Source organism: Sphingomonas sanguinis NBRC 13937, from assembly GCF_001591005.1.
Lineage (GTDB): Bacteria > Pseudomonadota > Alphaproteobacteria > Sphingomonadales > Sphingomonadaceae > Sphingomonas > Sphingomonas sanguinis.
Genome location: NZ_BCTY01000050.1, coordinates 1 through 26,107, shown reverse-complemented (window position 1 = coordinate 26,107; position 26,107 = coordinate 1). Strand labels below are relative to the sequence as shown.

The 26,107-nt window shown below is 63.1% G+C and carries 24 protein-coding genes; 18 read left to right on the top strand and 6 right to left on the bottom strand.

Annotation, left to right across the window (positions count from 1 at the left end; translation table 11 throughout):
- Positions 1 to 111: 111 nt before the first annotated feature.
- Entirely contained in the window at positions 112 to 765 is a 654-nt protein-coding gene (locus tag SSA01S_RS15835; protein ID WP_007406279.1) for a recombinase family protein, read from the bottom strand.
- Between the two features lie 151 nt (positions 766 to 916).
- Here SSA01S_RS15835 and SSA01S_RS15830 point away from each other — a divergent pair, with 151 nt between their 5' ends.
- From SSA01S_RS15830 to SSA01S_RS15750, 17 genes are all read left to right on the top strand, one after another.
- Positions 917 to 1,279: an AbrB/MazE/SpoVT family DNA-binding domain-containing protein gene (locus SSA01S_RS15830; RefSeq protein ID WP_240456355.1), complete on the top strand. Its 363-nt coding sequence runs from the start codon at positions 917 to 919 to the stop codon at positions 1,277 to 1,279.
- A complete protein-coding gene (locus tag SSA01S_RS20235) occupies positions 1,260 to 1,670 on the top strand; it encodes a type II toxin-antitoxin system VapC family toxin (protein ID WP_353653269.1) in 411 nt (136 codons plus the stop codon). The genes SSA01S_RS15830 and SSA01S_RS20235 overlap by 20 nt, the downstream gene beginning before the upstream one ends.
- Positions 1,671 to 1,898: 228 nt before the next feature.
- Positions 1,899 to 3,902 (top strand): ATP-binding protein, encoded by a 2,004-nt coding sequence (locus SSA01S_RS15820; protein ID WP_167348931.1) that lies wholly within the window; start codon positions 1,899 to 1,901, stop codon positions 3,900 to 3,902.
- 274 nt (positions 3,903 to 4,176) lie between these two features.
- On the top strand, positions 4,177 to 4,983 hold the full coding sequence (locus tag SSA01S_RS15815; RefSeq protein ID WP_131588980.1) for a hypothetical protein: 807 nt from the start codon (positions 4,177 to 4,179) through the stop codon (positions 4,981 to 4,983).
- Positions 4,983 to 6,017, top strand: coding sequence for a site-specific integrase (locus tag SSA01S_RS15810; RefSeq protein WP_082049422.1), 1,035 nt, complete (start codon positions 4,983 to 4,985; stop codon positions 6,015 to 6,017). Before SSA01S_RS15815 ends, SSA01S_RS15810 begins: the two co-directional genes overlap by 1 nt.
- 312 nt (positions 6,018 to 6,329) lie before the next feature.
- Complete coding sequence (locus tag SSA01S_RS15805) at positions 6,330 to 6,857, top strand: helix-turn-helix domain-containing protein (RefSeq protein ID WP_043061524.1); 528 nt, start codon at positions 6,330 to 6,332, stop codon at positions 6,855 to 6,857.
- Positions 6,858 to 7,469: a DUF3800 domain-containing protein gene (locus SSA01S_RS15800; protein WP_043061525.1), complete on the top strand. Its 612-nt coding sequence runs from the start codon at positions 6,858 to 6,860 to the stop codon at positions 7,467 to 7,469.
- A gap of 744 nt (positions 7,470 to 8,213) precedes the next feature.
- Positions 8,214 to 8,507 carry an RNA polymerase subunit sigma-70 gene (locus tag SSA01S_RS20265; protein ID WP_244885696.1) on the top strand — a complete coding sequence of 98 codons (294 nt, stop codon included), beginning with the start codon at positions 8,214 to 8,216 and terminating at the stop codon, positions 8,505 to 8,507.
- A gap of 27 nt (positions 8,508 to 8,534) precedes the next feature.
- Positions 8,535 to 8,882, top strand: a complete 348-nt coding sequence (locus SSA01S_RS15790; protein WP_043061526.1) for a hypothetical protein — start codon at positions 8,535 to 8,537, stop codon at positions 8,880 to 8,882.
- A gap of 124 nt (positions 8,883 to 9,006) precedes the next feature.
- Positions 9,007 to 9,378, top strand: a complete 372-nt coding sequence (locus tag SSA01S_RS19260) for a hypothetical protein (RefSeq protein WP_240456354.1) — start codon at positions 9,007 to 9,009, stop codon at positions 9,376 to 9,378.
- A complete protein-coding gene (locus SSA01S_RS15785; RefSeq protein WP_061781136.1) occupies positions 9,348 to 9,806 on the top strand; it encodes a MarR family winged helix-turn-helix transcriptional regulator in 459 nt (152 codons plus the stop codon). The genes SSA01S_RS19260 and SSA01S_RS15785 overlap by 31 nt, the downstream gene beginning before the upstream one ends.
- A gap of 330 nt (positions 9,807 to 10,136) precedes the next feature.
- Entirely contained in the window at positions 10,137 to 11,027 is an 891-nt protein-coding gene (locus tag SSA01S_RS15780) for a replication initiator protein A (protein WP_043061531.1), read from the top strand.
- 470 nt (positions 11,028 to 11,497) lie between these two features.
- Positions 11,498 to 12,745, top strand: coding sequence for a plasmid replication protein RepC (gene repC, locus SSA01S_RS19255; RefSeq protein WP_082795140.1), 1,248 nt, complete (start codon positions 11,498 to 11,500; stop codon positions 12,743 to 12,745).
- Positions 12,746 to 12,850: 105 nt separating this feature from the next.
- Positions 12,851 to 13,492, top strand: a complete 642-nt coding sequence (locus tag SSA01S_RS15760) for a hypothetical protein (RefSeq protein ID WP_240456353.1) — start codon at positions 12,851 to 12,853, stop codon at positions 13,490 to 13,492.
- A 49-nt stretch (positions 13,493 to 13,541) separates the two neighbouring features.
- Positions 13,542 to 13,865 carry a single-stranded DNA-binding protein gene (locus tag SSA01S_RS15755; protein WP_043061535.1) on the top strand — a complete coding sequence of 108 codons (324 nt, stop codon included), beginning with the start codon at positions 13,542 to 13,544 and terminating at the stop codon, positions 13,863 to 13,865.
- Positions 13,866 to 13,916: 51 nt separating this feature from the next.
- Positions 13,917 to 14,432, top strand: a complete 516-nt coding sequence (locus SSA01S_RS19250) for a hypothetical protein (RefSeq protein WP_240456352.1) — start codon at positions 13,917 to 13,919, stop codon at positions 14,430 to 14,432.
- Between the two features lie 138 nt (positions 14,433 to 14,570).
- A complete protein-coding gene (locus SSA01S_RS15750; RefSeq protein ID WP_240456351.1) occupies positions 14,571 to 15,491 on the top strand; it encodes a DUF7146 domain-containing protein in 921 nt (306 codons plus the stop codon).
- A 121-nt stretch (positions 15,492 to 15,612) separates the two neighbouring features.
- Here the strand turns inward: SSA01S_RS15750 and SSA01S_RS15745 are convergent, their stop codons facing one another.
- The 5 genes from SSA01S_RS15745 to SSA01S_RS15725 form a co-directional block, all read right to left on the bottom strand.
- Positions 15,613 to 16,548 carry a zinc-dependent alcohol dehydrogenase family protein gene (locus tag SSA01S_RS15745; protein ID WP_156477861.1) on the bottom strand — a complete coding sequence of 312 codons (936 nt, stop codon included), beginning with the start codon at positions 16,546 to 16,548 and terminating at the stop codon, positions 15,613 to 15,615.
- A gap of 236 nt (positions 16,549 to 16,784) precedes the next feature.
- Positions 16,785 to 17,042 (bottom strand): hypothetical protein, encoded by a 258-nt coding sequence (locus tag SSA01S_RS15740; protein WP_241768967.1) that lies wholly within the window; start codon positions 17,040 to 17,042, stop codon positions 16,785 to 16,787.
- Positions 17,043 to 17,076: 34 nt separating this feature from the next.
- Positions 17,077 to 20,355 carry an error-prone DNA polymerase gene (locus tag SSA01S_RS15735; RefSeq protein WP_061781134.1) on the bottom strand — a complete coding sequence of 1,093 codons (3,279 nt, stop codon included), beginning with the start codon at positions 20,353 to 20,355 and terminating at the stop codon, positions 17,077 to 17,079.
- Positions 20,352 to 22,136, bottom strand: coding sequence for a Y-family DNA polymerase (locus SSA01S_RS15730; protein ID WP_244304971.1), 1,785 nt, complete (start codon positions 22,134 to 22,136; stop codon positions 20,352 to 20,354). The genes SSA01S_RS15735 and SSA01S_RS15730 overlap by 4 nt, the downstream gene beginning before the upstream one ends.
- Positions 22,051 to 22,812 (bottom strand): ImuA family protein, encoded by a 762-nt coding sequence (locus SSA01S_RS15725; protein ID WP_174521628.1) that lies wholly within the window; start codon positions 22,810 to 22,812, stop codon positions 22,051 to 22,053. The genes SSA01S_RS15730 and SSA01S_RS15725 overlap by 86 nt, the downstream gene beginning before the upstream one ends.
- A 203-nt stretch (positions 22,813 to 23,015) precedes the next feature.
- On the opposite strand from SSA01S_RS15725, the gene SSA01S_RS15720 reads away from it, so the two are divergent.
- A partial coding sequence (locus SSA01S_RS15720) for a strawberry notch-like NTP hydrolase domain-containing protein (protein WP_061781138.1) occupies positions 23,016 to 26,107 on the top strand: 3,092 nt, incomplete at its 3' end.

The window sequence follows — 26,107 nt, the reverse complement described above, 5'->3', positions numbered from 1 at the left end:
TCGGGACGGTGTCGGAGCCGTCCGGTTGTGACACTGCCCCCCGCCTTCGCTTTTCCGCGGGTTTATAGGTGTCATAACCCTGCATCGAAGCGCGTCAGACGCCGAACTGAATCACTTGGGATCAGCAGCAGGTGCAGAAGTCGTTCCGGCACCTTTCGCTCTGTCCAGGGCCGTCACCCGCTTGACCTGCGCGATGCTGCATCCGGCAAGCTCCGCGGTTTTCGCGATGCTCATGCCCGCCTCGCGCAGACCTACGATGCGTCGATGGTGGGCGAGATCCGGCTTGCGGCCGGTGTAACGCCCCGCCCTCTTCGCAACTTCGATGCCCTCGCGCTGCCGCTCGCGCCGGGTCTCATAGTCATCCCGAGCCGTCTGCAGCGCGACGCGCAACAGCATGTCCTGCACCGCCTCGAGCACGATTCGCGCCACGCCGGCGCTGTCGGCTACTAAGTCAGACAGGTCCACGATGCCCGGCACCGCCAACTGCGCCCCTCTGCCCCGGATCGTCTCCACCAGAAGCTCTGCCTCCGGCAGAGGCAGGCGGCTGATGCGGTCGATCTTCTCGGCCACCACCACCTCGCCCGGCTGCAGGTCCGCCACCATGCGCAGCAGCTCGGATCGGTCGGGCCGCGCGCCTGATGCCTTTTCCCGGTAGACCGCCGCAATGTAGAAGCCTGCCGCCCGCGCGCCCGCCACGATGCTCTCCTGACGTGTCAGGTCCTGCTCGTCCGTGCTCACACGCAGGTAAACCCGCGCCGCCTTCATCTCGATGCCTGCCATTTGCTCGTCACTTCAGCCCGGCCTTCTTGGGTATACCCTTGTGAGCCAGTCACGCAGCAGTCGGCTCAGATCGGCAACTACCGGTCCTACGTAGCCTAGCTAAGCGAGCCGGGTCTAAGTAGCTGCTCCATCATCGATGAACGCTATATTGGTGATCGGCCGTGCATCGATCCCTGCCTCCACGCTGGTGTCCGACTTTGCTCTCCGGTATAAGGCCGTTGGGCGGGTAAGAGCAGCGGGTTTGGTGCAGATGGAAGCACAGAGGGTCAAGATCGTGGACGGTGGTAAGCTCGTGATCCCGGCGGCAATGCGCCGTGAGCTCGGGATCACCACGGGTGACACCGTTCTCGTCGATGTGGACGATGGCGAGCTGCGGGTACGTTCCGTACCTAAGGCACTTGAGCGTGCTCGCGCGATCCTGCGTAGGTATGTGCCCGAAGGCGTCGGTTTGGCTGGCGAGCTGATCGCGGAGCGTCGGCGTGAGGCGGAGCGTGAGTAGCAAAGTCGTACTCGACGCCTCCGCCCTGCTCTGCCTTCTGAATGATGAACCCGGGGCGGATCGGGTAGTCGATGTCCTGACTCGCAGCATCATTGGAACAACCAACCTCGCAGAGGTCATTTCCAAGCTACGGGTCCGAGGACTGCCACTTGACGACGTGCGTGAGGCGCTTGGCGGGCTGCACCTCGATGTCCGGCCGCTTACTCCTGCCCAGGCGCTCATAGTAGGCGACCTTCGGCCAGCGACGATGGCGCTCGGCCTGTCCCTCGGCGAGCGGGCATGTCTTGCCTTGGCGATCGACTTGCAAGCTGAGATGTTTACGACAGACGGACCTCTGGCGAGCGCGGACGTTGGCATTACCATCACCAACGTGCGACCGCGGACGGTGTAGTCGCAAGTTCGTGCTTTTGGGTACGGTATGCTCAACCTACTGGGTCAGCAGACGCGTTCGCTATGGCGCAAGGACAGGCTCGCCGCGATCGCTGCCTGAGATATAAGCGGCCGATCCGTTGGGGAGACAGGACCATTGCCGGCGCTCACGCCTAACATCGAGAACCGCGTCCGAAAGCTACCCAAGCCCTCGAACGCTACGCAGAGCCTGCAGCCGCTATTTGAGGCCGTGAGCAATGCCATGTTCGCGATCGAGGATGAGTTTGACGATCGCGTGTCCGAAGGACGCATCGACATATCCGTTTCGCATCTAAGCGACCCGGCGAAGATCACCATTGAGGTCGCTGATGACGGGATCGGGCTCGATCAGGAGCGGTACGGAGCATTCTGTACCATCGATACAGATTTTAAGCGGAGCAAAGGCGGCAAGGGCGTGGGGCGCCTGTTCTGGTTAGACGCCTTCGACGGGATCACTATCGAAAGTGGGTATCGCGACGCCACAGAGTTCAAGCGGCGGTCGTTCGAGTTCGTCCTCAATAATGCCGAGCAAGTTGTGCCGACGTACGAAGATAAGCCGGACTCGGCCGGGCACCACGGCACAAGGGTGCAGTTCCGCGGTCTCCGTACGAGAGAGTATGCTGACCCCTTCCCCAAACGAGCCGACACCTTCATGCGCTACTTCAGCGCGCACTTCATTGCGGACTTTTTGCTAGGTGGTGGTCCGACGATCCTCGTCGATGTGGACGGTGAGGTGACAGAATACCCGAAAGCGGTTTCTGACCTCGTCGTTGGCGAGCCGATGCAGGCAACGATCTTGAGCGACGAGTTCGGCGAGCTCCAAATCACCGGCTTCTTTTGCAAGCCTGAGGCGAGCACGGGTTTGGAGGGCCTTCATCAGCTGCACCTTCTGGCCAATGGACGTACCGTCGAGAGCCGAAAGGTTGACAACTTGCTTGGCGTCGAGCGTCTGGAGCGTGATGGCGAACAGGACCTCGCCTTCCATGGCTGCGTTTCGGGCGAGTACCTCGATCTACGGGTCAATGAGGGGCGAACAGCCTTCAACCTTACGGAGCGAACGCTCAAGCAGATCAGCCGGCAATGTATGGATGCCGTTCGATCGCAGATGATCCCAGACCAGGTGCGGCGCTACTTCGAAACGCGGAGGGAGCGGTACGAGTCCTTCGTCGAACGCTACCCCACTTACGGTTTTGACGATGACGATACACAGCTCGGCCGAGTGCCGCTTCATGCGGCGACGCCAGAGGAGTTCGCTTCTTTTCTCGTTAAGTTTCAGATCCGGCGGGACGAGGAGCGACAGGATGCGCTGCAAAGGCTCATTGATGTGCTTGACGCCGGAACCGTCCCCTTCAGTTTCGGCCAGACCGTCTCGGATGCAGCTCGCGAAATTCAGGCTTCGGAGCAGCTAGCCCTCGCGCAGCACGTCGTGCGCCGCAAGCTTGCTCTGGAGCTACTCGAAAAGCTCATCACTAGGATCAGAAGTCGCGATGGCAGTGCCGACGACTATCACCTGGAACGGACCCTTCACTCCTTCATTTGCCCGATGAACGTTCGTGGCGATGACGTGACTGAGCTGAAGAGCCGGGCGCACGAGCTCTGGATCGTCGATGAGCGGCTCGCCTTCACGCGCGCGTTCTCCTCTGACAAGCGCCTTGATGAAGTACTGGTTGAAGGCGGTACGGCCGATCGGCCAGATCTATTCCTATGGGACTTGGCTTACGGTCTGAGCTCCACTGATCCTGACCAGCCCGATGCGGTTGACCTATCGGAGCCGCTTCGCCGGGTTATGGTGGTCGAATTCAAGAAACCCGGTCGGCGAAACTATAGCGGTGCCAAGGACCAGATAGAGCAACAGATCACAAGGTATTTAGCCCAAATGCAGGGCGGAGAAATTGAGTCGTTCGGACGCTCACGCGTCAGGATAGCCAAGGATTGCATCTTCTATTGTTATGTTGTTGCTGACATTGTGGGGGACTTGACACAGCAGCTATCGAGTTGGGACACGACTGCGAACGGCCAAGGTCGCATTAGGCCTCTGCGCGGCGCTTATAGTGGGCAGATAGAGGTCATTCAGTGGCAGGACTTAGTCAATGACGCTTGGATGCGGAACCGGTCGACACTGCACGCTGCTGGGCTGAGCCGAAAGAGACTGATGCCTATGAGCTCAGTATCTGCAAAGCCAGGGTCGGTTGATGACGATGATTTCGGTGATTGAGCGGAGGTCGAGGGCTGGCCTGCCGTCGTGTGCTCGATTGCGCCGAGCATCAGCAGATACGACCTAGGTAACCTGCTAGCGCAACCTGCATAGATCCAGCTGCGCGTTAGCCGCGGAACATCCACTCTTTCAGGTTCAAGTCTGCCCTTAAAGGTGCACGCTCCAGAGCGCGACGTCGTCCACTGATTCGGGAAAACCTACAGCTTCGGGTACGGTCGCGGCCATGACGAGTGTGGTAGTTTGGCGGCGGCGCGAGCTGATGGATCGAGGAAGCTTGATTGAAGCATGGGAGGGCGAGCCGCCGGAGTTTCCGGTCGAGCCGTGGATCCACGAGGGCGACATCTGGCTGGCCGCCGATAGCCGGATCAGCATGCCGACCGAGCATGGCCGCATCCCGACGACCGACGCCGCGATGAAGATTCTCCCGATCACGCTGCGGTTCTTCCAGGAGCACGAGGATGGCGGTCCCGGCATGACGCCAACCTACCACTCCGAAATCGCCTTCGCCTGGGCTGGTGACACTCAACCAGCGAGCGCGACGTATCAGCTGGCGACCTCGTATCTGAAGGCGATGCACGGCCCTGCGTTCGAGAAATTTCCGACGATCAGCGACATTGCCGACATGATCGGCCGTATCGGCGCGCGCTACGCCGGCGAAACGGAGCGGCGCTTCGAGGCATTCGTGGTTGGTCAAACCCCGCACCGCACGGGCAACCCGCCGGTGCAGGTCTTCAAATTCGGATGTGATGAGGCCGGACGCCTCTATGGTCCGCGCGAGATTGACCTTTCTCAGCCGGGGAGCTTCCATCTTCTGGGAAGTCATAAACCGGAGATCAGTGCGGCCATCGACGGGGGTTTTGGCGGCAGCATCGAGTATGTGCCGGCGCGGGCGATCAAGGCGGTGATCGCGGCGGACGCAGGAAGCGATATCGGCGGCTCGATCGCCTTGGCGCGTGTAAGTGGCGGTAGCGTCGAGCTTTATCCCGGTTGGCGCGATCCGGACGATGGTCTCCCCCGCCCCTACGCCGACGAAGCGATTGCCCGCATCGGCGAATGGCGGGCTGGCGGGATCTTCGGCTGATGACGATAGACGACGATGAGCCGATAGCCGACGATCACTCGCAGCTAGATGATCGCCAGAGCCTGGTGAATGTCGCACAGGCGAACCTGCCGCTCGCCGGGCTTGGCATCGATGACCAGGAGCGGATCGCCCGCTACATGGAGCGTGCGTCGTCGTCGGCGACGCTACGTGCGTACCGGTCAGACTGGGCGATTTTCGAACAATGGTGCGCGGCGCGAGCGCTGGTCACCCTTCCAGCGACGCCAGTCACCGTTGCGGCCTTCCTGACCGATCTCGCCGATCAGGGCCGCGCGCGCTCGACCATCGGCCGACGGCTCGCCGCGATCATCTTCGCCCACCGCGCGGCGGGGCACCCGCCGCCGACCGATCAGGTGAACGCCAACATCTTGGAGCGCGCGATGCGCGGCGTGCGTGCCGATAAGCGCGACCAGCCGGTCGCGAAGAAACGCGCTGCTGACGGCGATATCCTGCGTGACATGCTGCGCGCAATCGATGGCGACAGCGTCCGCAGCTTGCGCGACAGGGCACTGCTCGCAGTTGGCATGGGCGGGGCGTTCCGCCGCTCCGAGCTGGTGGCGATCCGTTTTTCGCAGGTGACCGAGCTGGCCGAGGGTCTGCGCATCCATGTGCCGCATGCCAAGGGCGACCAGCTTGGACGGGGCGCCGACGTGGTCATTCCCGATCGCCGGCGTATCGCACCAGTCGCCTTATATAAAGCCTGGATATCGGCGGCGCCGATCACGGATGGCTTCCTGTTCCGGAAATTGACCCCACAAGGGCGCCTGACCGAAAAGCCGATGAGCGATCGCGGCGTCGCACTGGTGGTCAAAGCGCGCGCGGCCGCCGCGGGCTACGACCCCGAACTGTTCTCAGGCCATTCGCTGCGCGCTGGGTTCCTCACCGAGGCGGGACGCCAAGGCGCGAACCTTTTCAAGATGAAGGACCACAGCCGCCACCGGTCGATCGAGACGGTCAGCGGCTATGTCCGCGATCACGAAGCGTTTCGCGACCACGCCGGCGACAAGTTCCTCTGAAGATCGCGCAACGTGGCGATCCGAGATCCGATCCGGTTTGAGGGCACGCTCTGCGTCCGTCCAGTCAGGGCGGGTCGCTCGGCCGCCGCTGCGCTTTAAGATAATCGACCGGACGTCTTTGTCTGGTACCCGTTTATCTCGCTTAATCGGTTTACGGGTTAATCGGGTTACTTGCGTCCTTATTCAGACCGGACACCTCTGCCTCGTCCGAGGAGATGCATCTGTCTCCTCCCGACCAGGCAGAGGTGTCCGGTCGGTCAGTCTTGTCTTCGGCCTATCAAGCGCTCATCTGCGAGCCTACGGAGACATCGGATGAGTGACAAGATCGAAAGCGAAGATGGCCAGCTGGAAGCGGCATCCGCGGCGAAAGCGCCTCGAAAGTCGGGTGCGGCCGCCAATAAATGGGGCGCAAAGGTGATCGCGCTCGGGTTCTGCATGTTGCCTTCGCTGCTGCTTCGCGCGCAGCGACGTCTCGGGCTCAACCCGACCCAGCTTGCCGTTTTGATCCAGCTCGCCGATTTCTGGTGGGATGCCGGCCGTAAGCCCTTTCCGAAGAAGGCCGATCTTGCACTGCGCCTCAACCTCAGCGAGCGCCAGGTGCAGCGCTACATCGCGGAACTGGAGGAGGCGGGCTTCGTGCGCCGGATCGAACGCCGTGCGTCGCACCGTGGCAAGATCTCGAACGAATATGATCTTCAGGGACTGGTCGACAAGCTGGCCGAGATCGAGCCGGACTTCCGTGAGGCAGCCGAAGAAGCGCGTGCCAAGCGGCAGGCCGTCGCCCGCCCTGGCATGCGGCGCCGCCGACCAGCGGCGGCTCCGGCGGATGCGGAGGCCTGAGTGACGAAGGGCCTGAACAAGAAGGTGCTGTGCTTCATCGACGAGTCCGGGACCGCCGGCAGCGGCCCCTTTCAGCTCGGCGCGCTTTTCGTCCTCGCTCGGGAAGCCGGGCGTCTCGACAAGGCGTTCAGCGACCTGCTGCCGGCGGATGCAAACGAGGTCCATGCCGTGAAAATGGCGAACGGCTATCTTCAAGGACTGCTCGATCGCCTGCGTGCTGGCGCCGACCTCGATCGGGTGGTGATGATCAACCAACATTTTCAGGGGCGGCAGGGGGCCCCGCCGGTCGTCTATGCACAAGCGGTCGTCGAGACGGTGAAGATCGGCATGAAGCGGTTTCGTTCAGTGCTCGGGCGCGACAGCGTCGGCAACGTCGATGTCATCACCGACGTCAATCAGCATAACGATCACCCTGATTTTGATGCCGAGATGGAGCGGGCGCGCAAGGACGACGGTCGCTTCAGAGGCGTCAATCGGGTCGTCCGCCTTGATTCCGGGGCCTCCCGGCTGCTTCAGCTTGCCGATGTCGTGGCCTATGCGCGGCGCTGGATCGTGGATGGTGAGATGAACGCGCAGGGCTTGCGTGAAAAGTACGGGATCGATCTGCTCTGATACGAAAAGAGCCGCCCCGAAGGGCGGCTCAGAAACGTGTCAGGGAGAATGGTGGCCGGCAACCAGGGTTTGAGACCCTGGGTAGCCACAGCGCTCATCCAACACGGGGCCGGAATAAGTCGCTTTGCAGGTCTCCCTGCCCGCTCCATGTACGCGCTCGCCATGCCGGATACAAGTACCAGTGGTCACGCGTGTCCCGTACGGGAGCCGGCGACAACCTGTACCGGGTAGTCGTTAACGCCTTGTACTTGGAAGGCGGCGCCGCTTCTCCTCCCTTGCTGCCAGATCGGCCTGACCGCGGGTACGGCGACGCTAGGCAAAGCCGACGGCCTGTACCGCACTGCGACCGTGACAACCACCCGATCTCAAGGGAGCCAATCTGCCCGCCGCTACGTCCGCCTGTTTGCTGAATGACAGTTTCGCGGGATCGGTTCGCTACCGTTCGTTTCCCGCGGGCCGGCTGTTCTGCTGGAACGACGCGTCCCAACATGGATTACGGAACTTCTGGCGGCGAATCGCTCCATCCTGCAGGGTCGACACATGGAAATATCACCCGCTGGATACGACAAGACAGATGCCAGCGAAACCGCCACGGATAGCCCCGCGCGCTCTGACCGACCATCGCCTGTCGACCAATTGAGCGAACGGCAGCTCTCCTACCTCCGTCTCGTTTACCAGCATCGAAGTTCGAAGGAGATCGCGATGTTAACCGGGGCAAGTCCCCGCGCTGTCGATAAGCAATTGTTGAAGGCTAACAATTTGCTGGGCACCACGAGCCGGATCGACGCCGCCCGGATCGTCGCGGAGCACGATGCAGGGGTAGAGGCTTTGCCCCCTGCAATCGTCCTACCTAGCGATGAGCACGTCTTTCCTCTCCCACCGCCGTTGCCGACCGCAGGGGCGGCAGCGAACATGCTCACCTGGAAGCAGGCGGCGATCTGGAGTGCGATCATTGCGATCCTCACTCCAATCGGCCTGACCGTCGCGGGTATGGTGATGCTGACGCTGACGTTCCTGCTCGGCCTCAAGGTACGGTAGCGGCGCTGCGGCGCCCAAGGAGACGTAATGCAGGCACTCGAGAATACTGGTCGCATCGTGGCGGATGAACTTCGCAAGGCGGAGCGATCGATCAACCTGGCGGCGCGCGACACCGCCCAGTTCCTCTTGACGACGCTCGATGCGACGGAGGTTCATCGGCTCTCGCCGGCGATGGCGCAGCGAACCGTCAAAGCGACGGTAGCTGCGCTCGCTGCTCTGGTCGAAGGTCAGGATCAGATGGCGATGCGGGCTCACCCCTTCACGGAGCGGGTCGGCCGTCATCTCGGCCTGAACGAGACGAGCTGGGGAGAAAATCTCCCAAAGCCGCCGATGAACGCCGAAATCGAATCACCGGTCGAAGTGGCCACTGCCTGAAGCGAACCCGCGTATGAAAGTGGAAGTTCTACTCGCCTTACTGTTCAATGCGATAATGGCAGTGGTTCTTCTGTTCGCTCTCGTACGCGGCGGGAGGCCTGAGCGACTGGGTGTTTTAATAAACTTGGCGGGCTTCGCTCTCACGACCGGTCTGCGCGTTTATTCTACCAAGGTCGCTTGGGATCCCGGGCACTTTCCAACGTTGGTTGTGGACCTGGGAGTCGCCTGCGGCTTCTTTTGGTTAGGTGTGACGACTATCCGTTTCTGGCCGATCTGGGCAGCCGGCTTCGCGCTGGGCGGCCTGTTTATGAGCCTGTGCGGAGCGTTACTGCCCGGCATTCCACTCTTCGCCTATCACACAGGTCTCGGTATCTACGCCTATCTCGCGCTTGGCGCGCTTGCGCTGGGAACGATGCGATTGCCGCGTGATGCTGCGCCCTATCTGAAAAATGGATCGCGACGATCATGGCTTCAGCATCAGCGGGCGACGAACTGATCGACGTCATCGTCCGTCTTCCGCGTAAGGCCGTCGAGGAAAGCCTGCTATCTGCCGCCGCTGCCGGGGGCACGATCGCGGACCTGCGCCTTGGCGAAGCTAAGGCGATTTTGGCCGGGCGCCGTCGACGCACCCGCTGCTTTTCCGGGGCGCGCTTCCTCGATCCCAGCTGGGATATGATCCTTGAGCTCTATGTAGCGCAGGGCGAGCACCGTGACATCGCGGTGTCGCAACTCTGCTCCCTCAGCGGGGCGTCAATGACCACTGCGCTCAGGCATATCGAGCAGCTTGAAGCGGTCGGCTATATAGAGCGCATCCCCGACCCGGCAGATCGGCGCCGAGCGAACGTGTCGATGCTTCCACGGCTGAGGAATGCCGCAGAGGAGTGGCTCGATCTCCAGATCGCATCGTCCCGCGCGACCGGATAGCCGGCGATGAGAGACGCGTTAGTGAGCCACTTAGGAGACCCTATGGCGCTTGCAGCAGTAGCAGGAACGCGCGACCTGCCCGAGCAACGACTGTGAACTGCGGCGCCAACCTGTTACAGCGGCTCGTATGAATCTGCGCGAACTCCATGTCGAAACGACCCTCCGCGTGGCTCCCAGCATCGGGCGCGCGGTCGGTCCGCAAAAACACGAACTTCACTCCGATAGTGCGCTGTTCCGAGCGTTTTCCCTCGGTGGCACTCCCGCCCTTCGTGTTTTCGCGGACCTTCGCGAGCGGGCTTTCGTGCTTTTGCGGACCCGGGATTGGGCGGCATGACGGGCACCTCTCCCACGCAGGGCGACCTCTTCGTCCTCGACAGTCCGCTCCTCACCGAGGTTCGCGGTGAGCACTCACTCATGGCCTATCCCTTCTTTTCGCTGTCGAAGACTGCGCTGAAGCGCTCCTTAGTCTATAAGACTGACAGTGTTTCCATAGAGATCGGCCCTGGTCCCAGCGGTGTTGCCACAATCTATGACAAGGAGATCCTACTGTATATCGCGAGCTTGCTTGTCTCGAAGATGGATGCAGGCGAGCGCGTGGCCCAGGAGTTCTACTTTACGGCCCACGACCTCTTCCGAGTGACGGGGGTCAGCGGTTCTGCACGCTCCTATACACGCCTCTCTGATGCGTTAGGACGGCTTCAGGGTACGCAGATCAAGACGAACATCGAAGCCGGTGGCGAAGGCCAGACGGGCTTCTTCTCGTGGCTGTCCGAGGCGCAACTCCAATATACGAAGACACGGACCGGTGAACCACGTCTCAAGGGCGTGAAAGTCCGCCTTTGTGACTGGCTATACCGTGCGATCCTGCGCGATCGCCGGGTCCTCGAATATTCGCCGGACTATTTCCAGCTCGGTCCAGTCGAACGACGACTTTACGAAGTCGCGCGCTCCACCTGTATCGATGGTCCCGTGCAGATCGGATTGAACGATTTGCGCCTTCAGCTTGGCTATCAGAACACGCTGAAGCATTTTCGCCACGTTCTGCGTGGCATCGCGGACCTGGACTCGATTCCTGACTACCGGGTTTTGCTCAACGAAGCAGATGCTCCTGCAGTGGACGCCCCGAAACGCAGGGTCGCGGCCCCTTCCCTGGTCACGTTGACGCCGAAAAAGGCCCTTCTGTCGGCCGAGCAGACGACCAGCGACGCGATTCGCGACTGATTCGCGGACCGGTCCGCGAGAACCCAAACGAGCGTCCCTCAAAGCACGAACTTTCGTCCGTCAAAGCACGAAGTAGCGTCCTCCAAAACACGAATGGACGTCCGTCAAAGCACGAACGGACTCCGCGTCGGTCCGTCAAAGCACGAACTTTTTCTCGCTTCGGTCCGCGAAAGCACGAGTCGTGCCCGCTTCCGAACCCCTGATTGGGCTGGCATCGTCCCTTAATGTTCTCCGCGGCCGCTCGGCGGCCAGCGTGAGACCGAACAGAAAGGGTGGCCGTGAGCACATAAACGAATGCCCGGCACGAAGGCCGGGCACCCAGAAATCGCAACGTGGCAGCGTCGCCAAACGCTGACCGGTCACTCAGAGATCTTCCACGTACCGGTTTCCGAGCCTCGGTTCAAGGGAGCGCGCTTCGCGCCACGCCTCTGTTTTGCCTGCTGACGGCCCCTCGAACGAGGGGACGAACGATGACCTATACCCAGAATGCCTTTACGGGGGGAACGGGAGCCCGACCGATCACGGCCTTCTCCCGCCAGATCGCACGCGCGCTCGAGACTAGGATTGTCGATGCGCCGACGACGGTCGACCGGAAAGCGGTGTTCGCCGTCGTCAAGCGCTCAGCAGCGGCGCTAGGCGTTGGGATCGGTGCGCTACAGACGCTCGAACACCTCATCAGCTACACCCATGCCGATGATTGGAAGGAAGGGCGCACGCCGATCGCCTGGCCAAGCAACCTCACGCTCGCTGAGGACGCCGGCAAGACGGTCAGTGCGATCAAAGCCCGTCTCCGGCAGCTCAGAGCGCTCGGACTGATCCTCGCGCGCGACAGCGCTCATGGACGGCGCACAGGCCGCCGTGATCATACGGGTGCAATCTCAACCGCCTTTGGTGTCGACCTCTCGCCGCTTCGCATCCGCTTCGAGGAGCTTCGCGAGCGCGCCGATGCCTATTCGGCACAATCTCGGCTCTTCAAGGAGGGTCGGCAGGAGATTGCCCGCGTTAGCCGGATTGTTGGTCAGGCACTCGCGCAAGCAGCCGATATGCGGTTGACGGGCCCGCGGTGGTTTGCCCTCCAGGAAGCCATCGATAGCGTGGCTGAAGCTGCAGCGCAGGCGCGTTCCGTGCGTGACAGTGATCTCTATCGGGCTGCACTCAGCCGTTTGCCGCACGTCGAGCAACTCGTTGCCACGACCATCGACGAATGTATGTTTCCTGAAGATAATGATGGGTCAGGGTCAAAAAATGAGCCCTTCATACATATACAAACCAGCCCTCACCCCATCAAAGATGTACGGGCTGAGCGAGCTTGTAGTTCTGATCCAATCGGTTCCGCTCCACCTCCAGCCGACCTCTCGGCGTCACCGTCGAACAGTCGCTTCAACGCTCGTCCAGCAGAGTTGATGGAGATGTTCCCGACCACCGCGATGTACGTCGGCAACAGCAGACCCGCGTGGTCCGATATTCATCGGGCCGCCTCTCGGCTGCGCAACGATCTCGGGATCCGCATCGGGGTCTATGTGGACGCCTTGGAAAAGCTTGGGCCGGATGCCGCAGCGGTGGCGATCATGATTACCGCCGAACGCCATTCGCGGTCGGAAATTCGGCTGACGCCAGGCGCATATTTCACGGGAATGATCGGCAAGGCAAAGCGCGACGAACTCGATCTTGCAAAGAGCCTGTGGGGATTCCGGACCGAACGAATGGCAGCACACTGACAAACCTGACTTGGCGTCCAATAACGTCCTGTGGTAAACGTGGACTATGTCTCGACACGGATCCATTCAGATTTTCACCTGCACCTGCGGTCCCAAAGGCGGGCGATGAGGTGGCTGGCGCTGATCGTCGGTGCAGGGGTGCTTGCCGTACTTGCATGGTGGCACGGCGGTTTGAGCCATGCGATTGGCGCGCCGTTTTCGGGAAACGCCCGATGCGATGAGCCGTTTTGCGAGGCTGTCCAGAGTCTCGCGTCGACGATCCTGCGTCCGCCGCTTCCGCTGGGTATCGATGGACGATTGCCGCCGCCCGATGTGAGAGGCTCGATCGACGCTCGCATCACGCAAGGGAACATTGGGAGGACGATCTGTCGACCGGGATATTCCCGATCGATGCGCCCCTCCTACGGTGTCACCGGTCCCCTGAAGCGGCGGATGATGCAGGCGCAATATCCAGACGGACGATTGGCCGACTATGAGCTTGATCACCTCATTCCGATTTCTCTAGGCGGCGCACCATTCGATGCCGGCAATCTCTGGCTTCAACCGCGCCGCGGACAAGCGAATGCGGATGACAAGAATGCACTCGCCTTCGTTCTGTGGCGGCTCGTGTGCGAGCACCGGCTTCCGCTAGCAACCGCGCAACGAGCCATCAGTCGCGACTGGCTGGCGGCGTACGAGACCTACGCAACACCTCAGAACGTCACGAAATACCATTTCCAGCCGCGCGCGCTGACAAAGAGCGACTGATCGCGCGACCCCGCCTGTTCAATTGAGTGAGTCACTGGAGAAGAGCATCATGCCCCAGAATATCGCTGAATTCCGCATCATCGGGCGTGTCGGCAAGATCAACAGGCGAGAAAAGGTCACGTTCGTGAACGTTGCAGCAAATTACAACCGACGTGATGGCGACGAATGGAAGCAGGATACCCTATGGAATAGCGTCGTGTGTTTCTCGAACCTGACCAACCAACTGGAGGTTGCCGGCGTCGGTGATCTTGTCCATATCACAGGACGCGTGCGCGAGGGGCAGCATGGCGACACCAATGATACAGGCTACCGAACAGAGCTCATCGCCGACACCTTTTCGGTTCTGGCCAAAAGTACCGGCGAACAGGTGTGAGGCTCTGGCCAAGCGATCGGCTGGCGGTCGTCACGCCCTTTCAAACTCGGTATGCCGGGATCGGCAGATCATTCGCCGCATTTTCTCCTTTCGTTCTCGGTGCGCATGATTCAGAATCGTCGCATGCCGATCCGTCCGGAACATCGCTGGCTTTATCCGATCGACTGGCCCGAGATCAGCCGGATCGTACGCTTCGAACGTGCAAGTGGTCGTTGCGAACATTGCGGACGGCCGCATGGCCGACACGTTGCTCAGCTCAAGGATGCGAAAGGGGTCTGGTGGGACGCAGACGGGCGTTCCTGGCGGGATGGACGCGGCCGCGTGTTGCGACGGCCTCCCGCTTTTGTTGCTCTAGACGCGATCTGCATCACGCGCAGACCGGTCTACCTGGCCACAGCGCATCTCAATCACGATCCGAGTTTCAGCGGTCCGCGTTGGCGAAACCTCGCCGCCCTCTGTCCGCGCTGCCACATGATCCACGATGCGCCAGAACATCGTCGCCGTCGGTGGTGGAACGCCTTTCGACGCCGCGCGCTCGGCGACCTCTTCACAGGACGTTACGGTTAGCTAGCCGCCCAAGGGCGTTCATGCGGCGACGCCGCGCGCGCACGAGATCAGTTCCTTTCAGTCTTTGGCTCTTCGCTCGCCGTCCAGAGGCGAGGGCGACGATGACCCTGCGGTTCGAAGTTACCGGAGTGTCAGGAAATGATCGCAGTCCAGCACGATGCCGGAGCTCGGCCGATGCCTAGACTGCCGCTCGACGCTGAAGTCCGCGCAAAGACGATCGTCGAGCGCCTTGGCGGGGTATGGCGCGGCACCCGTGGCGAATGCCGATGCCCAGCACATGACGATGTGTCGCCCAGCCTCTCGGTCAGGCTTGGCGATAGCGCCATCCTGTTCCACTGCTTCGCCGGGTGCACCACCGCCGAGGTGCTCAAGGCGCTGCAGCGGCAACGCCTTCATGATCGCGCGCCGCTCGACATGCCTGCCAAGGAACCGCGGCGCGACATGAGTGCGCTTGCGGTTCGATTGTGGCACGCGAGCAAGCCGGTCGTCGGAACGCTGGCCGAGACGTATTTGCGCGCCCGCGGACTGACCGGACCCTATCCGCGAAGCTTACGGTTCAATCCGAAGACCGTGCTTGGCTCTGGCTCCGACAAGCGGGTCATGCCCGCATTGATCGCAGCCGTAGAAAGTGACCTGGGCGTGATCGCGGTGCAGCGGACCTTCCTTGATCCGGTCGACATCCTTCACAAGCCAATCCCGAAGCCCAAAGTTGCGCTCGGACTCCTAGGTACCGGCGCCATCAGGCTTGCACCCGCGACGGACGAACTTGGTCTCGCCGAAGGCATTGAGGACGCACTGTCTGCGATGCACTGGTTCGGTACGCCGACCTGGGCGCTGGGCGGCGTGGAACGGCTCGCATTCGTCGCTATCCCCGAAAAAGTGCGCAGGATCATCGTCTATGCCGATCGCGGGCCGGCGGCAGCGCGGCTCCTTGAGAAGGCACGCGAGCACCTGTCCCGTCACCGCCGTGAACTTGTTGCACATGTGCCCGATGTTCACAACGACTGGAACGATGCCTGGCGCGCCAAGCGCGTTAGAGACTCATTCGCCCGACGATGACGCAGGACGAGGGACCGATTGCCGCAGAGCGGCACTGCGCGGTCGCTCGCAATTAACGGCGGGGTGATGCATCGTCGGAAGATGGCGCGGCTTCGCTCGCCGCCCCATCCCCGTCCCTCTCTCACGGGCAGAGCAGGATTTTGCCGCTTCGTCCGACACGGGCATCGTGCGTGAGCGCAAGACCGATTTCCGCCAGGGGGTAGCGGGCAGCGATCGAGATCGCGGCACGGCCGACCCGTATCTCGTCAAATACAACAGACATCAATTCGTCGAGCTGCGCTCTCGATATGGCATGAACGATATCCCGCAGTCTGAAGTATTGTGCTGTGGTGGCGCCCGTCCCGGCCAGCGGCTTCCCTGACAGCAAACCATAATGCAGCATCTGGCCGCCCGGCACGACCGCGGCCGCCAGATCGCATCCCGCGCGGCCGCCAACCGCGTCCATGGCTCCATTGAGCCTGGGCATTGGCGTATCGCTCCAGACCACCTCAGCAGGTTCGCAGCGGAGGCTTTCGGCCGCCGACTGCGAGCGCACGATGGCAACCGCGTGCGCCCTCGTCGATGCGATCATGCGGATCAGGATGCGACCGATTGCCGACGCGGCGGCGGTGATTCCGACCGCGTCTCCTGGCTGCGGGGCCATCCTACGCACCATTAGTAGGGCGGTCAGGGGATTGATATAGGCGGTCGCGGCCTCGTCATCGTCGACATCGTCCGGCACCAGGATGCACCAGTCGGCCGGCAGGACCTTCAACGTCTGCCAGCATCCCGCACTGCCCAAGGGTAACACGCGCCGACCGATTAGCCCGGGATCGACATTGTCGCCGACCTCTTCGATCGTTCCCGTCCCCTCATAGCCTGGCACGAACGGAAGCGACGTTCGCGCAGCATAGGCACCGGCAACGGGGATCAGGTCGGATGGATTGATCGGCGTTGCCGTCATGCGCACGAGAACCTCGCCGTACGCTACCGGCGGTCTGCCGAGCGGTTCGCACGCGAGCACCTCCATCGGAATGCCAAAGCGATGCGCGATCATTCGCAGCGGTGGCTGCGTCACAAGCTTCTTCCTTGTATTGTGTAGGCGCCCACACCGTTGCCTTCGCGGCACCTATCATACTCCTGGCTCGGGCGAGCGACAGCGTGCGCGGTTCGAGGACCGGTGTTAGGATGGTCGAAATTGGACGATTTTGATCATCCTATCACCAGATCCCGGTTCGCTGGATCGCATGCTGGTATGCTGCATCGAGCTATCGAGTCCAAAATCCCCTTCCGCACCGGCTGCCGACGCCGCTCTTACAAAAAGCCGTTCTCATCGTATCGGCCCGCCTTGCGCAGCTGTCGGACGATGCCATTGAATGCAGCGGTTACGCCCTGTGCCCGGCCGATCTCGTTCTCCTGTGCCGCAGCATCCCAGTATAACGACAGCGGCCAGGGCTCCGGACAATGCGGCAGCAGACATCGCAACGCGAGCCGTACCTCGATGCCATCGACGCGTCCTTCCGAACAGCGCGCGACGCCCGCGCGGAGGATATGGACGGAGAGCGCGATCACGACTCGCTGGTGACGTGGCAAGCTCGCCATCGGATCAATGAAAGTCGTGCGACTTGAAGCGCACGACCTGTTCCGGATCCCTGCCGTCGGCATGCGGCGGCCAATAGCAGTCGCGCGGTTCTGGCTTCCACCGGTCGGCGTCATGACCGGGTTCTCCGCGATCGGGAGATCCTGGATGCTGCGCGGCGTCTCCGCGACCGGTCCGAGGCGGGAACGACATGTCGCCGACCTTCATCAGCAGGTCCCCGTACTCGACGATCCGATCGCAGATCACGTGGATCACCTCGCCTTCGCGCTGCACGCGCCCTTTCAACCCGACCATCGACGCCGACATCACTGTGCGACGCTGCGCCTCGAAACGATCCGGCCACAGGATCCCGTTGGCGATGCCGGTTTCATCCTCGATGGTGATGAACAGCACGCCTTTGGCGCTGCCCGGCTTCTGCCGGACAAGGATGATGCCCGCCACCTCGACGTGGCGGCCATCACGGATGGTGCTCAGGTCGGCACAAGAGCGCACGCCTTGTCGGGACAGCTCGTCGCGCACGAAGCTTAGGGGATGCGCGCGAAGCGACAGTTGCAGATTGCGATAGTCCTCGATGACCTCGCGCCCGTCGGTGAGTGGGCGCAGCGCTACCGCAGGCTCGATACCCTCGACGCTGCCGGCAACAGCCGCACGATCGGCGGCCGCGAAGAGGGGCAGCGGCGCCTCCCCCAGCCCCCTCACCTTCCACAGCCCTTGCCGCCGATCGGCGCCGAACGCGTGGAAGGCGTCGCCGTCGGCCAGCTTCTCGATCGAGGCGCGTTGCGCCCCCGATCGGCGCCAGACGTCCTCCACGCTGTCGTACGAGGCGGTTGCCCGAGCTGCGACGATCTTGGCCCCATCGGCGTTGGACAAACCGCGGATCACCCTCAGTCCGAGCCGGACGGCCAGATATCGGCTCCCGGTCGGCTCCAGCGTACAGTCCCAGCGGCTCGCATTGACGCAAGGCGGCCGAACCTCGACGCCGTGCTCGCGCGCGTCGCGCACGATCTGAGCCGGCGCGTAAAAGCCCATCGGCTGCGCGTTCATCAAGCTGGCGCAAAAAACGTCCGGATGATGATGCTTCATCCACGACGACGCATAGGAGATCTTGGCAAAGCTCGCGGCATGGCTCTCAGGAAAGCCGTAGGAACCGAAGCCCTCGAGCTGACGAAAGGTACGCTCCGCGAAGTCCCGTGGATACCCTCGGGCAACCATGCCTTCCACCAGTTTCTCGCTGAAATGGCTGACACCGCCGGTGAACTTGAACGTCGCCATCGCACGGCGCAGCGCGTCCGCCTCAGCCGGCGTGAACCCGGCGCCGACGATCGCAACCTTCATGGCTTGTTCCTGAAAGAGTGGAACGCCAAGCGTCTTTTCGAGAACGGCGCGCAGCTCAGGGCGTGGATACTCGGGGCGCTCAAGACCCTCCCGTCGGCGGAGATAGGGATGGACCATATCGCCCTGGATCGGCCCGGGCCTTACGATCGCGACCTGGATGACCAGATCGTAGAAGCGCCGCGGCTTCATGCGCGGCAGCATGCTCATCTGGGCGCGGCTCTCGATCTGGAATGTCCCGAGCGTATCGGCCTTCTGGATCATGGCGTAGACGCCCGGATCGTCGTCCTGCAGATCCTTCAGCTCCACATGCAGGCCCTTGTCCGCCTCGAGCATGTCAAAGGCGCGGTTCATGCAACCGAGCATGCCGAGCCCAAGCACGTCGACCTTCATGAACTTGAGGCTGTCGATATCGTCCTTGTCCCATTCGATGATCTGGCGGTCCTCCATCGCCGCTGGTTCGATGGGAACGAGGTCGTCGAGACGATCATGGGTCAGGACGAAACCGCCTGGATGCTGGCTCATGTGACGCGGTACACCGATCAGCTTGCGCGCAAGATCGAGTGTGAGACGCAGCCGGCGATCACCGATGTCGAGGTTGAGCTCGTCGACCTGCTTCTCGCCGACCCCTTCGGCGGACCACCCCCAGACCAGGCCTGCCAAGGAGGAGGTGAGATCCTCGGGCAAGCCCATCGCCTTGCCGACATCGCGTACCGCGCCGCGCGCCCGGTAACGAGTGACGACCGCGGTCAGCGCTGCCCTGTCACGCCCATAGGTTTCGTAGATCCACTGGATGATCTCCTCGCGCCGTTCATGCTCAAAATCGATGTCGATATCGGGGGGCTCGCGCCGTTCGCCCGATACGAAGCGTTCGAAGAGCAGTTCATGCTTGATCGGATCGATCGACGTGACCCCGAGCACGAAGCAGACGCACGAATTGGCAGCCGAGCCGCGCCCTTGGCACAGGATCCCACGCCGGCGGGCCTCACGCACGATCGAATGGACCGTCAGGAAATAAAGCGCATAGCCGAGTTCGCCGATCAGCCGCAGCTCGTGTGCGATCTGGTCGCGATAGGACTTGGGCACGTTTCCGTCGAACATGCCCTCGACCGCTTCGGTCGCGAGTTGCTCGAGCGCCTGTTGTGCAGTCAGTCCCTCAATGACCCGCTCGTGCGGATATTGATATGCCAGTTCGCCGAGGTCGAAGGTGCACATCCGGGCGATGTCGACGCTCGCCTGCAACGCGTCCGGATAATCCTGGAACCTGCGTACCATTTCGTCGGGCGATTTGAGCGCGCGATCGGCGTTGACCTCGCGTCGATAGCCCAGTTCGTCGACGGAGCACTTCTCTCGGACGGCGGTGACGACATCCTGCAGCAGCCGCGCTTCCGGAGCGTGATAAAGGACGTCGCCGGTGACGACCGCGCGTATGCCCGCACCACCTGCCTGTCGCGCGAGCGCGTCGATGCGAACCGCATCACCTGGCCGACGCCGCTGGAACAGCGCCATATAACCCCGCTGCCCGAAGACCGCCTTGAGGTCGGCCAGCGCCTCAAGGTTCTCCTCGTCCGCCTCGTGCGGTAACAGGATCGCGATGACGGCGTCGGACCATGGCGCAAGATCATGCCAGTGCAGCAGACATGCGCCCTTCCCTGCCCGCTTCTTGCCGACCGTCAGGAGCCGCGTGATCCGCGACCAAGCTGGTCGATCCGTCGGATAGAGCAGGAGGCGTCGGCCGCAGGACAGATCGACCCGGGTGCCCGCAATCAGGCGAACGCCGGTCGCTTTCTGCGCCTCCCAGGCCCGGACCACGCCGGCCACGGTCCCGATATCGCTTACCCCGATCGCGGGATATCCGAGCAATGCTGCGGCAGAGAATAATTCCTCGGCAGACGATGCACCGCGCAATAGCGAGAAATGCGTGAGGACCTGCAACTCGACGTAATGGGTCATCCAAAGACCCCATGCATCCACCACGACAGATCGCCGGTGTTGTCCTCGAAGCCGTCGCCGCGCCGGAATACCCAGAACCGGCCGCCCTCCTCATCCTCGACCCGGTAATAGTCACGGATCGCCCAGACCTCGGCGTCACGCCGCCACCATTCGCCATGCACCCGTTCGGGACCATCGCCGGCGACGATCCGATGCACGCGCCCTCGCCATTCGAAGCGGCGCGGAGGTTGGTCCGGCATCAGCGCGATGACCCGGCCGAGGGGTTCGGGTCGAGCAAAGAGCCGGATGGGCCGCTTCCATGCCGGCCATGCGCCCGGCAGAGCGATGGGGTCGGATCGGATCACGGCGCGCTCGGGCACGTGGCTTTCGCGTGGGGCTGCGCGGTAGACGGCCTGGGCACCGATCCGGCCCGCGATCACGTCGACGAGGCGCGCTGGATCGCGCTTGTGTCGGTCGTCGACCAGCACGGCGCCCAGATCCACCGCGTCAAGCGGTTCGGTGTGCGGCGCTACGAGCCGAAACTGCTCGAAACCCAAGCCCGGATCGATCCGCTCGATCCTGAGCTTCAGCAGGCGAAGCAAGTGGGAAACTTCTCGCGTGGGTCGCGAAGTCCCCACGCCGACGATCTGTTCGGATCCATCGACCCGCAGGCCGGCGAACCGCAGCGACCGCGCGCCCAGCCCTCGCGCTTGCAGAACACGGGCAAGATCCCGCAGCAGATCGCCCATCACCTGCTCAATCGCCTCAGCGGTAACGATCGGCTCGAGCAACCGGCATTCAACGCCAGGAACCTCGGCATCCTCGCGGGGCGTGATCGGCTCCGCTACGGCACCCAACGCCTGATCGAGCCGAACGATCGCTGGCAGCCCGAGGCGCCTGGCGAGTGGTCCCCGAGCCACGGGCAGGAGATCTGCAATCGTATCGAAGCCGAAGCGTCGACACGCACGGAGCGCGGAGGGCGCAAGCCGCAAGGCGGCAACCGGCAGCGGCGCTAATGCATCCGCGGTCGCGCCCGAGGGTGCCCGTATGATCTCGCCGCGTCCGTATCTTGCCAGGGCATGCGCCGCTCCACCCGTATCGGCGACCGCGATCCGTGCGGAGAAGCCCGCCCGTCGGCAGAAGGCATGAAGACGGCGGCAGAACAGCTCCTCGCCGCCATGCAGATGCGCGCAACCGGAAAGATCGATCCAGATCCCGTCGTTCGGCGTCGCCGCTGCGACCGGCGACCAGCGTCGTACGGCGAGCAAGGCCAGGCGATCGAGCAACGCGCTATCCGCCTCCGGATCAGCCGGGCGGACGTCGAGGTCCGATACGAGCGCGCGTGCGTGGGTCGCCGCCATGCCCGGATACACGCCCAGGGCGCGCGCCCCATCGCACGCGGCGACGATGTCTTCTCGCCGCCCGACCTTGCCTACCAACGCCAGCGGCGCGTGCCCCAGCAATGGGAGGGGATGGGGCGATGTCGGAGCAGCCTGCACCATGGCCTTAAACGGATGGCTGGCCGCCTCCGACCGGCGACCGAGTTCGCGTACGGGGGGACGCGCATGCGTTGGAAGCGCTGCGATCTGTGCCTCAACAACAGCCCGCGTCGGCAGCCCTTGCCGCGCCCACCGGGCGCCCGGACGCCATCCGCCGCCCCGGGGCACCGAACAGTCCCCCGGATCGTCGTCGATCGGCACCTCGAGGACAGACCGTTCAGGCTGCTGCAGAGCGGACCGTTCCAGCCGCCTCAGCCGATCGATGGCTAAGGTCGGCAGGAACAGCGAGACGACCCGTCTCATCGCTGCCCTCCACGATCATGGTGAAGCTCTCGCCACCACGTTGGCGGCTGCACTCCAGCGAACAACGCGGACGACCCACCCCCGCGACCGCGAGGCGCTGGGACGAAACGGACCCGATGCGCCAGCGCGTCCAGGCTGCGGACGGCTCGTTGAAGACTTCCTGGCCGAGACGGCGCGCGCGGCGAAGGAGAAGAATGGGTATGTCGGCATCACCCGCGACGAGCTGCAAGCGTCGCGTCGCGACCATTGAAACCTTGCTCGCCTCGGCGACGATCGCACACGGCGTGCCGTCACGCACCGCGTCCTCGACCACCGCCAGGAGCGCGGTATCGTCCCTTGGCTGGGCATAGATCACGCTTGCGGCCGGCAGCCCCGCTTGCTCCAGCGCCGGCGCGTAGAGATCGGTGCGGCAGCTCACCCATAACACCAGACCGCCTGTGGCGATCGCTTCCCGCGCGGCGATGCCGGCGAGGAAGAGCGTTGCGGCCGCATCATCGGCGAGCGAGGGGCTGCGCGGCGTAGCTTCGTGCAACGCCCCCGCCCGTAAGCCCCCTCCCCCCAGCCGTGCGTCGAGCGCCGCGATGCCAAACGGCATGACCCTGAAGTCGGTCGCCGGCGAAGCGATCCTGCGCAAATGGTCAATGCCGGGGACGGCAGGATGAAGGGCGGCGGACATATCAGCTAGACTCAGTGTGTTCCCTTTATGTTCCGTAAAGTTGGCATTCGCGTCAAGACGATTCCGTGCGGCGGCATGGGACGGGTCGTGTGCGATCAAACCCGAGCTCGCCGGTCGATTCTCGCCAGGCCGACAAGAGGGGAGGCCGCCTCCGGCGTGTCGATCCGGTGATGAACACCGGACGGAAGAACGGAGTAACCTCGATGCGCCACCTACCCGCAGCCCGCCTCCTCGATGCTTCCGAGCTGGAGTTTGCCGCGCCATCGATCACGGCCGCCAGGGCGCTCCCCGTGATCATCGCCAGGAAAGACCCGGTAAAGCGGGAGTCGTTGCTGTGGCTTATGGAACAGGCGCACGGCACGTCCTCAGCCGACGGTCGCTGGTCACTGCGCGACGCCTATGACGTGCTGGAACTGGCCCAGGTCCTTTACCTCGCGACCGCGGACTTGCCCGCAGGGCCTGCGGACTGCCTCGCGGAGCTCAACGGGCTGGTGTCCAACCTGCCGACCCATAGTGTGCGCAGCGAAGAGCAGATCGAGCTCCAGCAATTCTCAACGCCCGCGCCGCTGGCCTTTCTGGCGGCCCTTGCCGCGCGCATCGGGTCCGACGATCTCGTCCTCGAGCCCTCCGCCGGTACCGGGCTTCTGGCAACCTTCGCTCACCGGGCCGGCGCACGCCTTGTCCTCAACGAACTCGACGCGACCCGCGCTGCGATGTTGTGCGCCGCTTTTCCCGACACGACCGTCATCACGCATGACGCCGAGCTGATCCACGACTTTCTCGACCCGGTCATCCGGCCCACTGCGGCCCTGATCAATCCGCCGTTTTCGCGGAGCCTGGGGCGCCATGCCGATCCGCTCGCGGCCTTCCGACATCTCCGCTCGACATTGTCCCGGCTTTCTGTTGGCGGACGGTGTGCGGCCGTTCTCCCCGAACGGGTCGATACGTCAAGTCGAGCCTGGAAAAGGGCGACGGAGGGCTGCGCACTGACGTTGCATCTTGCGCTGCCCCCCAATGCCTATGCGAAGCACGGTACGGGTCAGGCTGTGAAGATCATGGTCCTCGAGAAGGGGCGCTCAGGAGAAGCAGAGCTGATCCGTTGCTCCACCCTCAGCGATGCCCTTGGACATATCGTGGCCTTCCCAGCGCCTACACGGGTCGCGGCGCCTTCATCGCCGGTTCCCAGGCCGTCGTCGTTGCTCGGTGCTCTTGCGGCTCGTCCCCGGCTGGCGACGCCACTTGCCCGCCCTACGCCCTCTGCCGTGATGCGGGACATCTCCTATGCGGTGCTCGACGATCCGGCACCGGTAGGCGAAGCCGCTGGCGTCTACCTTCCCTATCGACCAAGCCGCATTGTGATTGAGGACGCCGCGCAGCATCCAACCGCCTTGGTGGAATCGATCGCAATGGGGTCGATCACCGCACCGCAACCGCATTATGCGCCGAACCTTCCCGTCGCCATTCTCGAAAGCCAGGTCCTGTCGGACGCGCAGCTCGAGACGCTGATCTACGCTGGTGACGCCTTTCAGCGCGACCTTCCCGGCCGATTTCATCCCGGCGAGGAAGGCCTGACCCTGATTCCGGACGATGAAGGTCGCCCGTATCGGACGGGCTTCTTCCTCGCCGATGGAACCGGGGCGGGAAAGGGTCGGCAAGTCGCGTCTATCATCCTCGATCATTGGCTCCGCGGTCATCGCCGGCACGTCTGGATCTCGAAGACCGAAACGCTCCTTGAGGACGCGCGACGGGACTGGACCGCGGTGGGAGGACTCGCACTCGACATCCAGCATCTCAACCAATGGAAGCTCGGTACGGCCATCGGCGCCGGAGAGGGCGTCCTCTTTCTCACCTATGCGACGCTGCGATCGAGCCGCGGCGATAAGGGCAGTCGCCTCCAGCAGATCCTCGACTGGGCGGGTGATAGCTTCGAAGGTATGCTCGTCTTCGACGAAGCACACGAGATGGCCGGTGTAGCTGGAGGCGAAGGCCGGTTCGGCACGAAGGACGGATCGGATCAAGGCATCGCAGGCGTGCGGCTGCAGAACCTCCTTCCACGCGCGCGAGTCCTCTACGTCTCGGCCACCGGTGCCTCCGATGTGAACAATCTTGCCTATGCGACCCGCCTCGGCCTGTGGGGTCAAGGTACCGCCTTCGCGGATCGCCGCGCCTTCGTTGAAAGCTTGCGGCGCGGCGGTATGGCGGCCCTCGAGCTGATGGCGCGCGACCTCAAGATGCAGGGGCTGTACACGGCACGCGCGCTGAGCTTCGCGGGCGTGGAGTACGACATCCTCGAGCATCAGCTCACCGACGATCAGATCGCCGTATACGACGCCTATGCCGATGCCTGGGCGATCATCCACGCCAATCTTCGTGCCGCACTGGACGCAACGCGGGTCACCGACAGCTTTTCGAAGGACACGTATAACGGGGGTGCAAAGGCGGCCGCGCTGTCGATCTTCGAATCCACGAAGCAGCGCTTCTTCGGCCAGCTTCTGATCGGCATGAAGCTCCCCGCCCTCATTCCCGCCATGCGCACCGATCTGGCGCGCGGTGACAGTGTGGTGGTCCAACTTGTCTCGACATCGGAAGCGATGCTCAATCGCGCACTGGCCGGGCTCGGCTCACAGGAACGCGGCAATCTCGACATCGAACTCTCACCCCGCGAGTTTCTGATGGACTATCTAATCGCGGCCTTCCCCGTTCGTCAGATGAAGACCTTCGTCGATGACACCGGCAAGACCCGGTCGGAGCCGATGTGCGACGAAGCGGGTCATCCGGTGTTGAGCCAGGAGGCGCTCGAGATGCGCGACACCCTGGTCGAGCAGGTCGGTGCGCTGCCGATCGTCGAGTCCGCCCTCGACCATATCATCGGTCATTTCGGCCCCGACGCCGTCGCCGAGGTCACCGGCCGTAGTCGGCGCATCATCGTTGACGTCGGTGGTCGGCAGCGAATTGAGAACCGTTCAGCGCGCACCAACCTCGCCGAAACGGACGCCTTCATGCGTGGTGCGAAGAAGATTCTGATATTCTCGGATGCAGGCGGCACCGGTCGCTCGTACCACGCGAGCCTTTCAGCCAAGAACCAGTCCCGGCGTATCCATTATCTCCTCGAGCCGGGCTGGCGTGCCGATGCGGCGATCCAGGGCCTCGGTCGAACCCACCGGACCCACCAGGCAGCGGCACCGCTTTTCCGACCGGTGTCCACCGATTGTCGAGGCGAACGCCGGTTCATTTCGACGATCGCGCGACGGCTCGACAGCCTTGGTGCACTGACCCGCGGCCAACGCCAAACGGT

Excerpts from the sequence above, each read along its gene's own strand:
- SSA01S_RS15755 (WP_043061535.1), top strand. The coding sequence starts at position 13,542 with ATGCCCCAGAATATCGCTGAATTCCGCATCATCGGGCGTGTCGGCAAG.
- SSA01S_RS19250 (WP_240456352.1), top strand. The coding sequence starts at position 13,917 with ATGCCGGGATCGGCAGATCATTCGCCGCATTTTCTCCTTTCGTTCTCG.
- SSA01S_RS15735 (WP_061781134.1), bottom strand. The coding sequence starts at position 20,355 with ATGACCCATTACGTCGAGTTGCAGGTCCTCACGCATTTCTCGCTATTG.
- SSA01S_RS15730 (WP_244304971.1), bottom strand. The coding sequence starts at position 22,136 with ATGAGACGGGTCGTCTCGCTGTTCCTGCCGACCTTAGCCATCGATCGG.
- SSA01S_RS15785 (WP_061781136.1), top strand. The coding sequence starts at position 9,348 with ATGGCTTCAGCATCAGCGGGCGACGAACTGATCGACGTCATCGTCCGT.
- SSA01S_RS15805 (WP_043061524.1), top strand. The coding sequence starts at position 6,330 with ATGAGTGACAAGATCGAAAGCGAAGATGGCCAGCTGGAAGCGGCATCC.
- SSA01S_RS15810 (WP_082049422.1), top strand. The coding sequence starts at position 4,983 with ATGACGATAGACGACGATGAGCCGATAGCCGACGATCACTCGCAGCTA.
- SSA01S_RS15725 (WP_174521628.1), bottom strand. The coding sequence starts at position 22,812 with ATGTCCGCCGCCCTTCATCCTGCCGTCCCCGGCATTGACCATTTGCGC.
- SSA01S_RS15750 (WP_240456351.1), top strand. The coding sequence starts at position 14,571 with ATGATCGCAGTCCAGCACGATGCCGGAGCTCGGCCGATGCCTAGACTG.
- SSA01S_RS15760 (WP_240456353.1), top strand. The coding sequence starts at position 12,851 with ATGAGGTGGCTGGCGCTGATCGTCGGTGCAGGGGTGCTTGCCGTACTT.
- SSA01S_RS15830 (WP_240456355.1), top strand. The coding sequence starts at position 917 with ATGAACGCTATATTGGTGATCGGCCGTGCATCGATCCCTGCCTCCACG.
- SSA01S_RS15780 (WP_043061531.1), top strand. The coding sequence starts at position 10,137 with ATGACGGGCACCTCTCCCACGCAGGGCGACCTCTTCGTCCTCGACAGT.
- repC (WP_082795140.1), top strand. The coding sequence starts at position 11,498 with ATGACCTATACCCAGAATGCCTTTACGGGGGGAACGGGAGCCCGACCG.
- SSA01S_RS15835 (WP_007406279.1), bottom strand. The coding sequence starts at position 765 with ATGAAGGCGGCGCGGGTTTACCTGCGTGTGAGCACGGACGAGCAGGAC.
- SSA01S_RS15790 (WP_043061526.1), top strand. The coding sequence starts at position 8,535 with ATGCAGGCACTCGAGAATACTGGTCGCATCGTGGCGGATGAACTTCGC.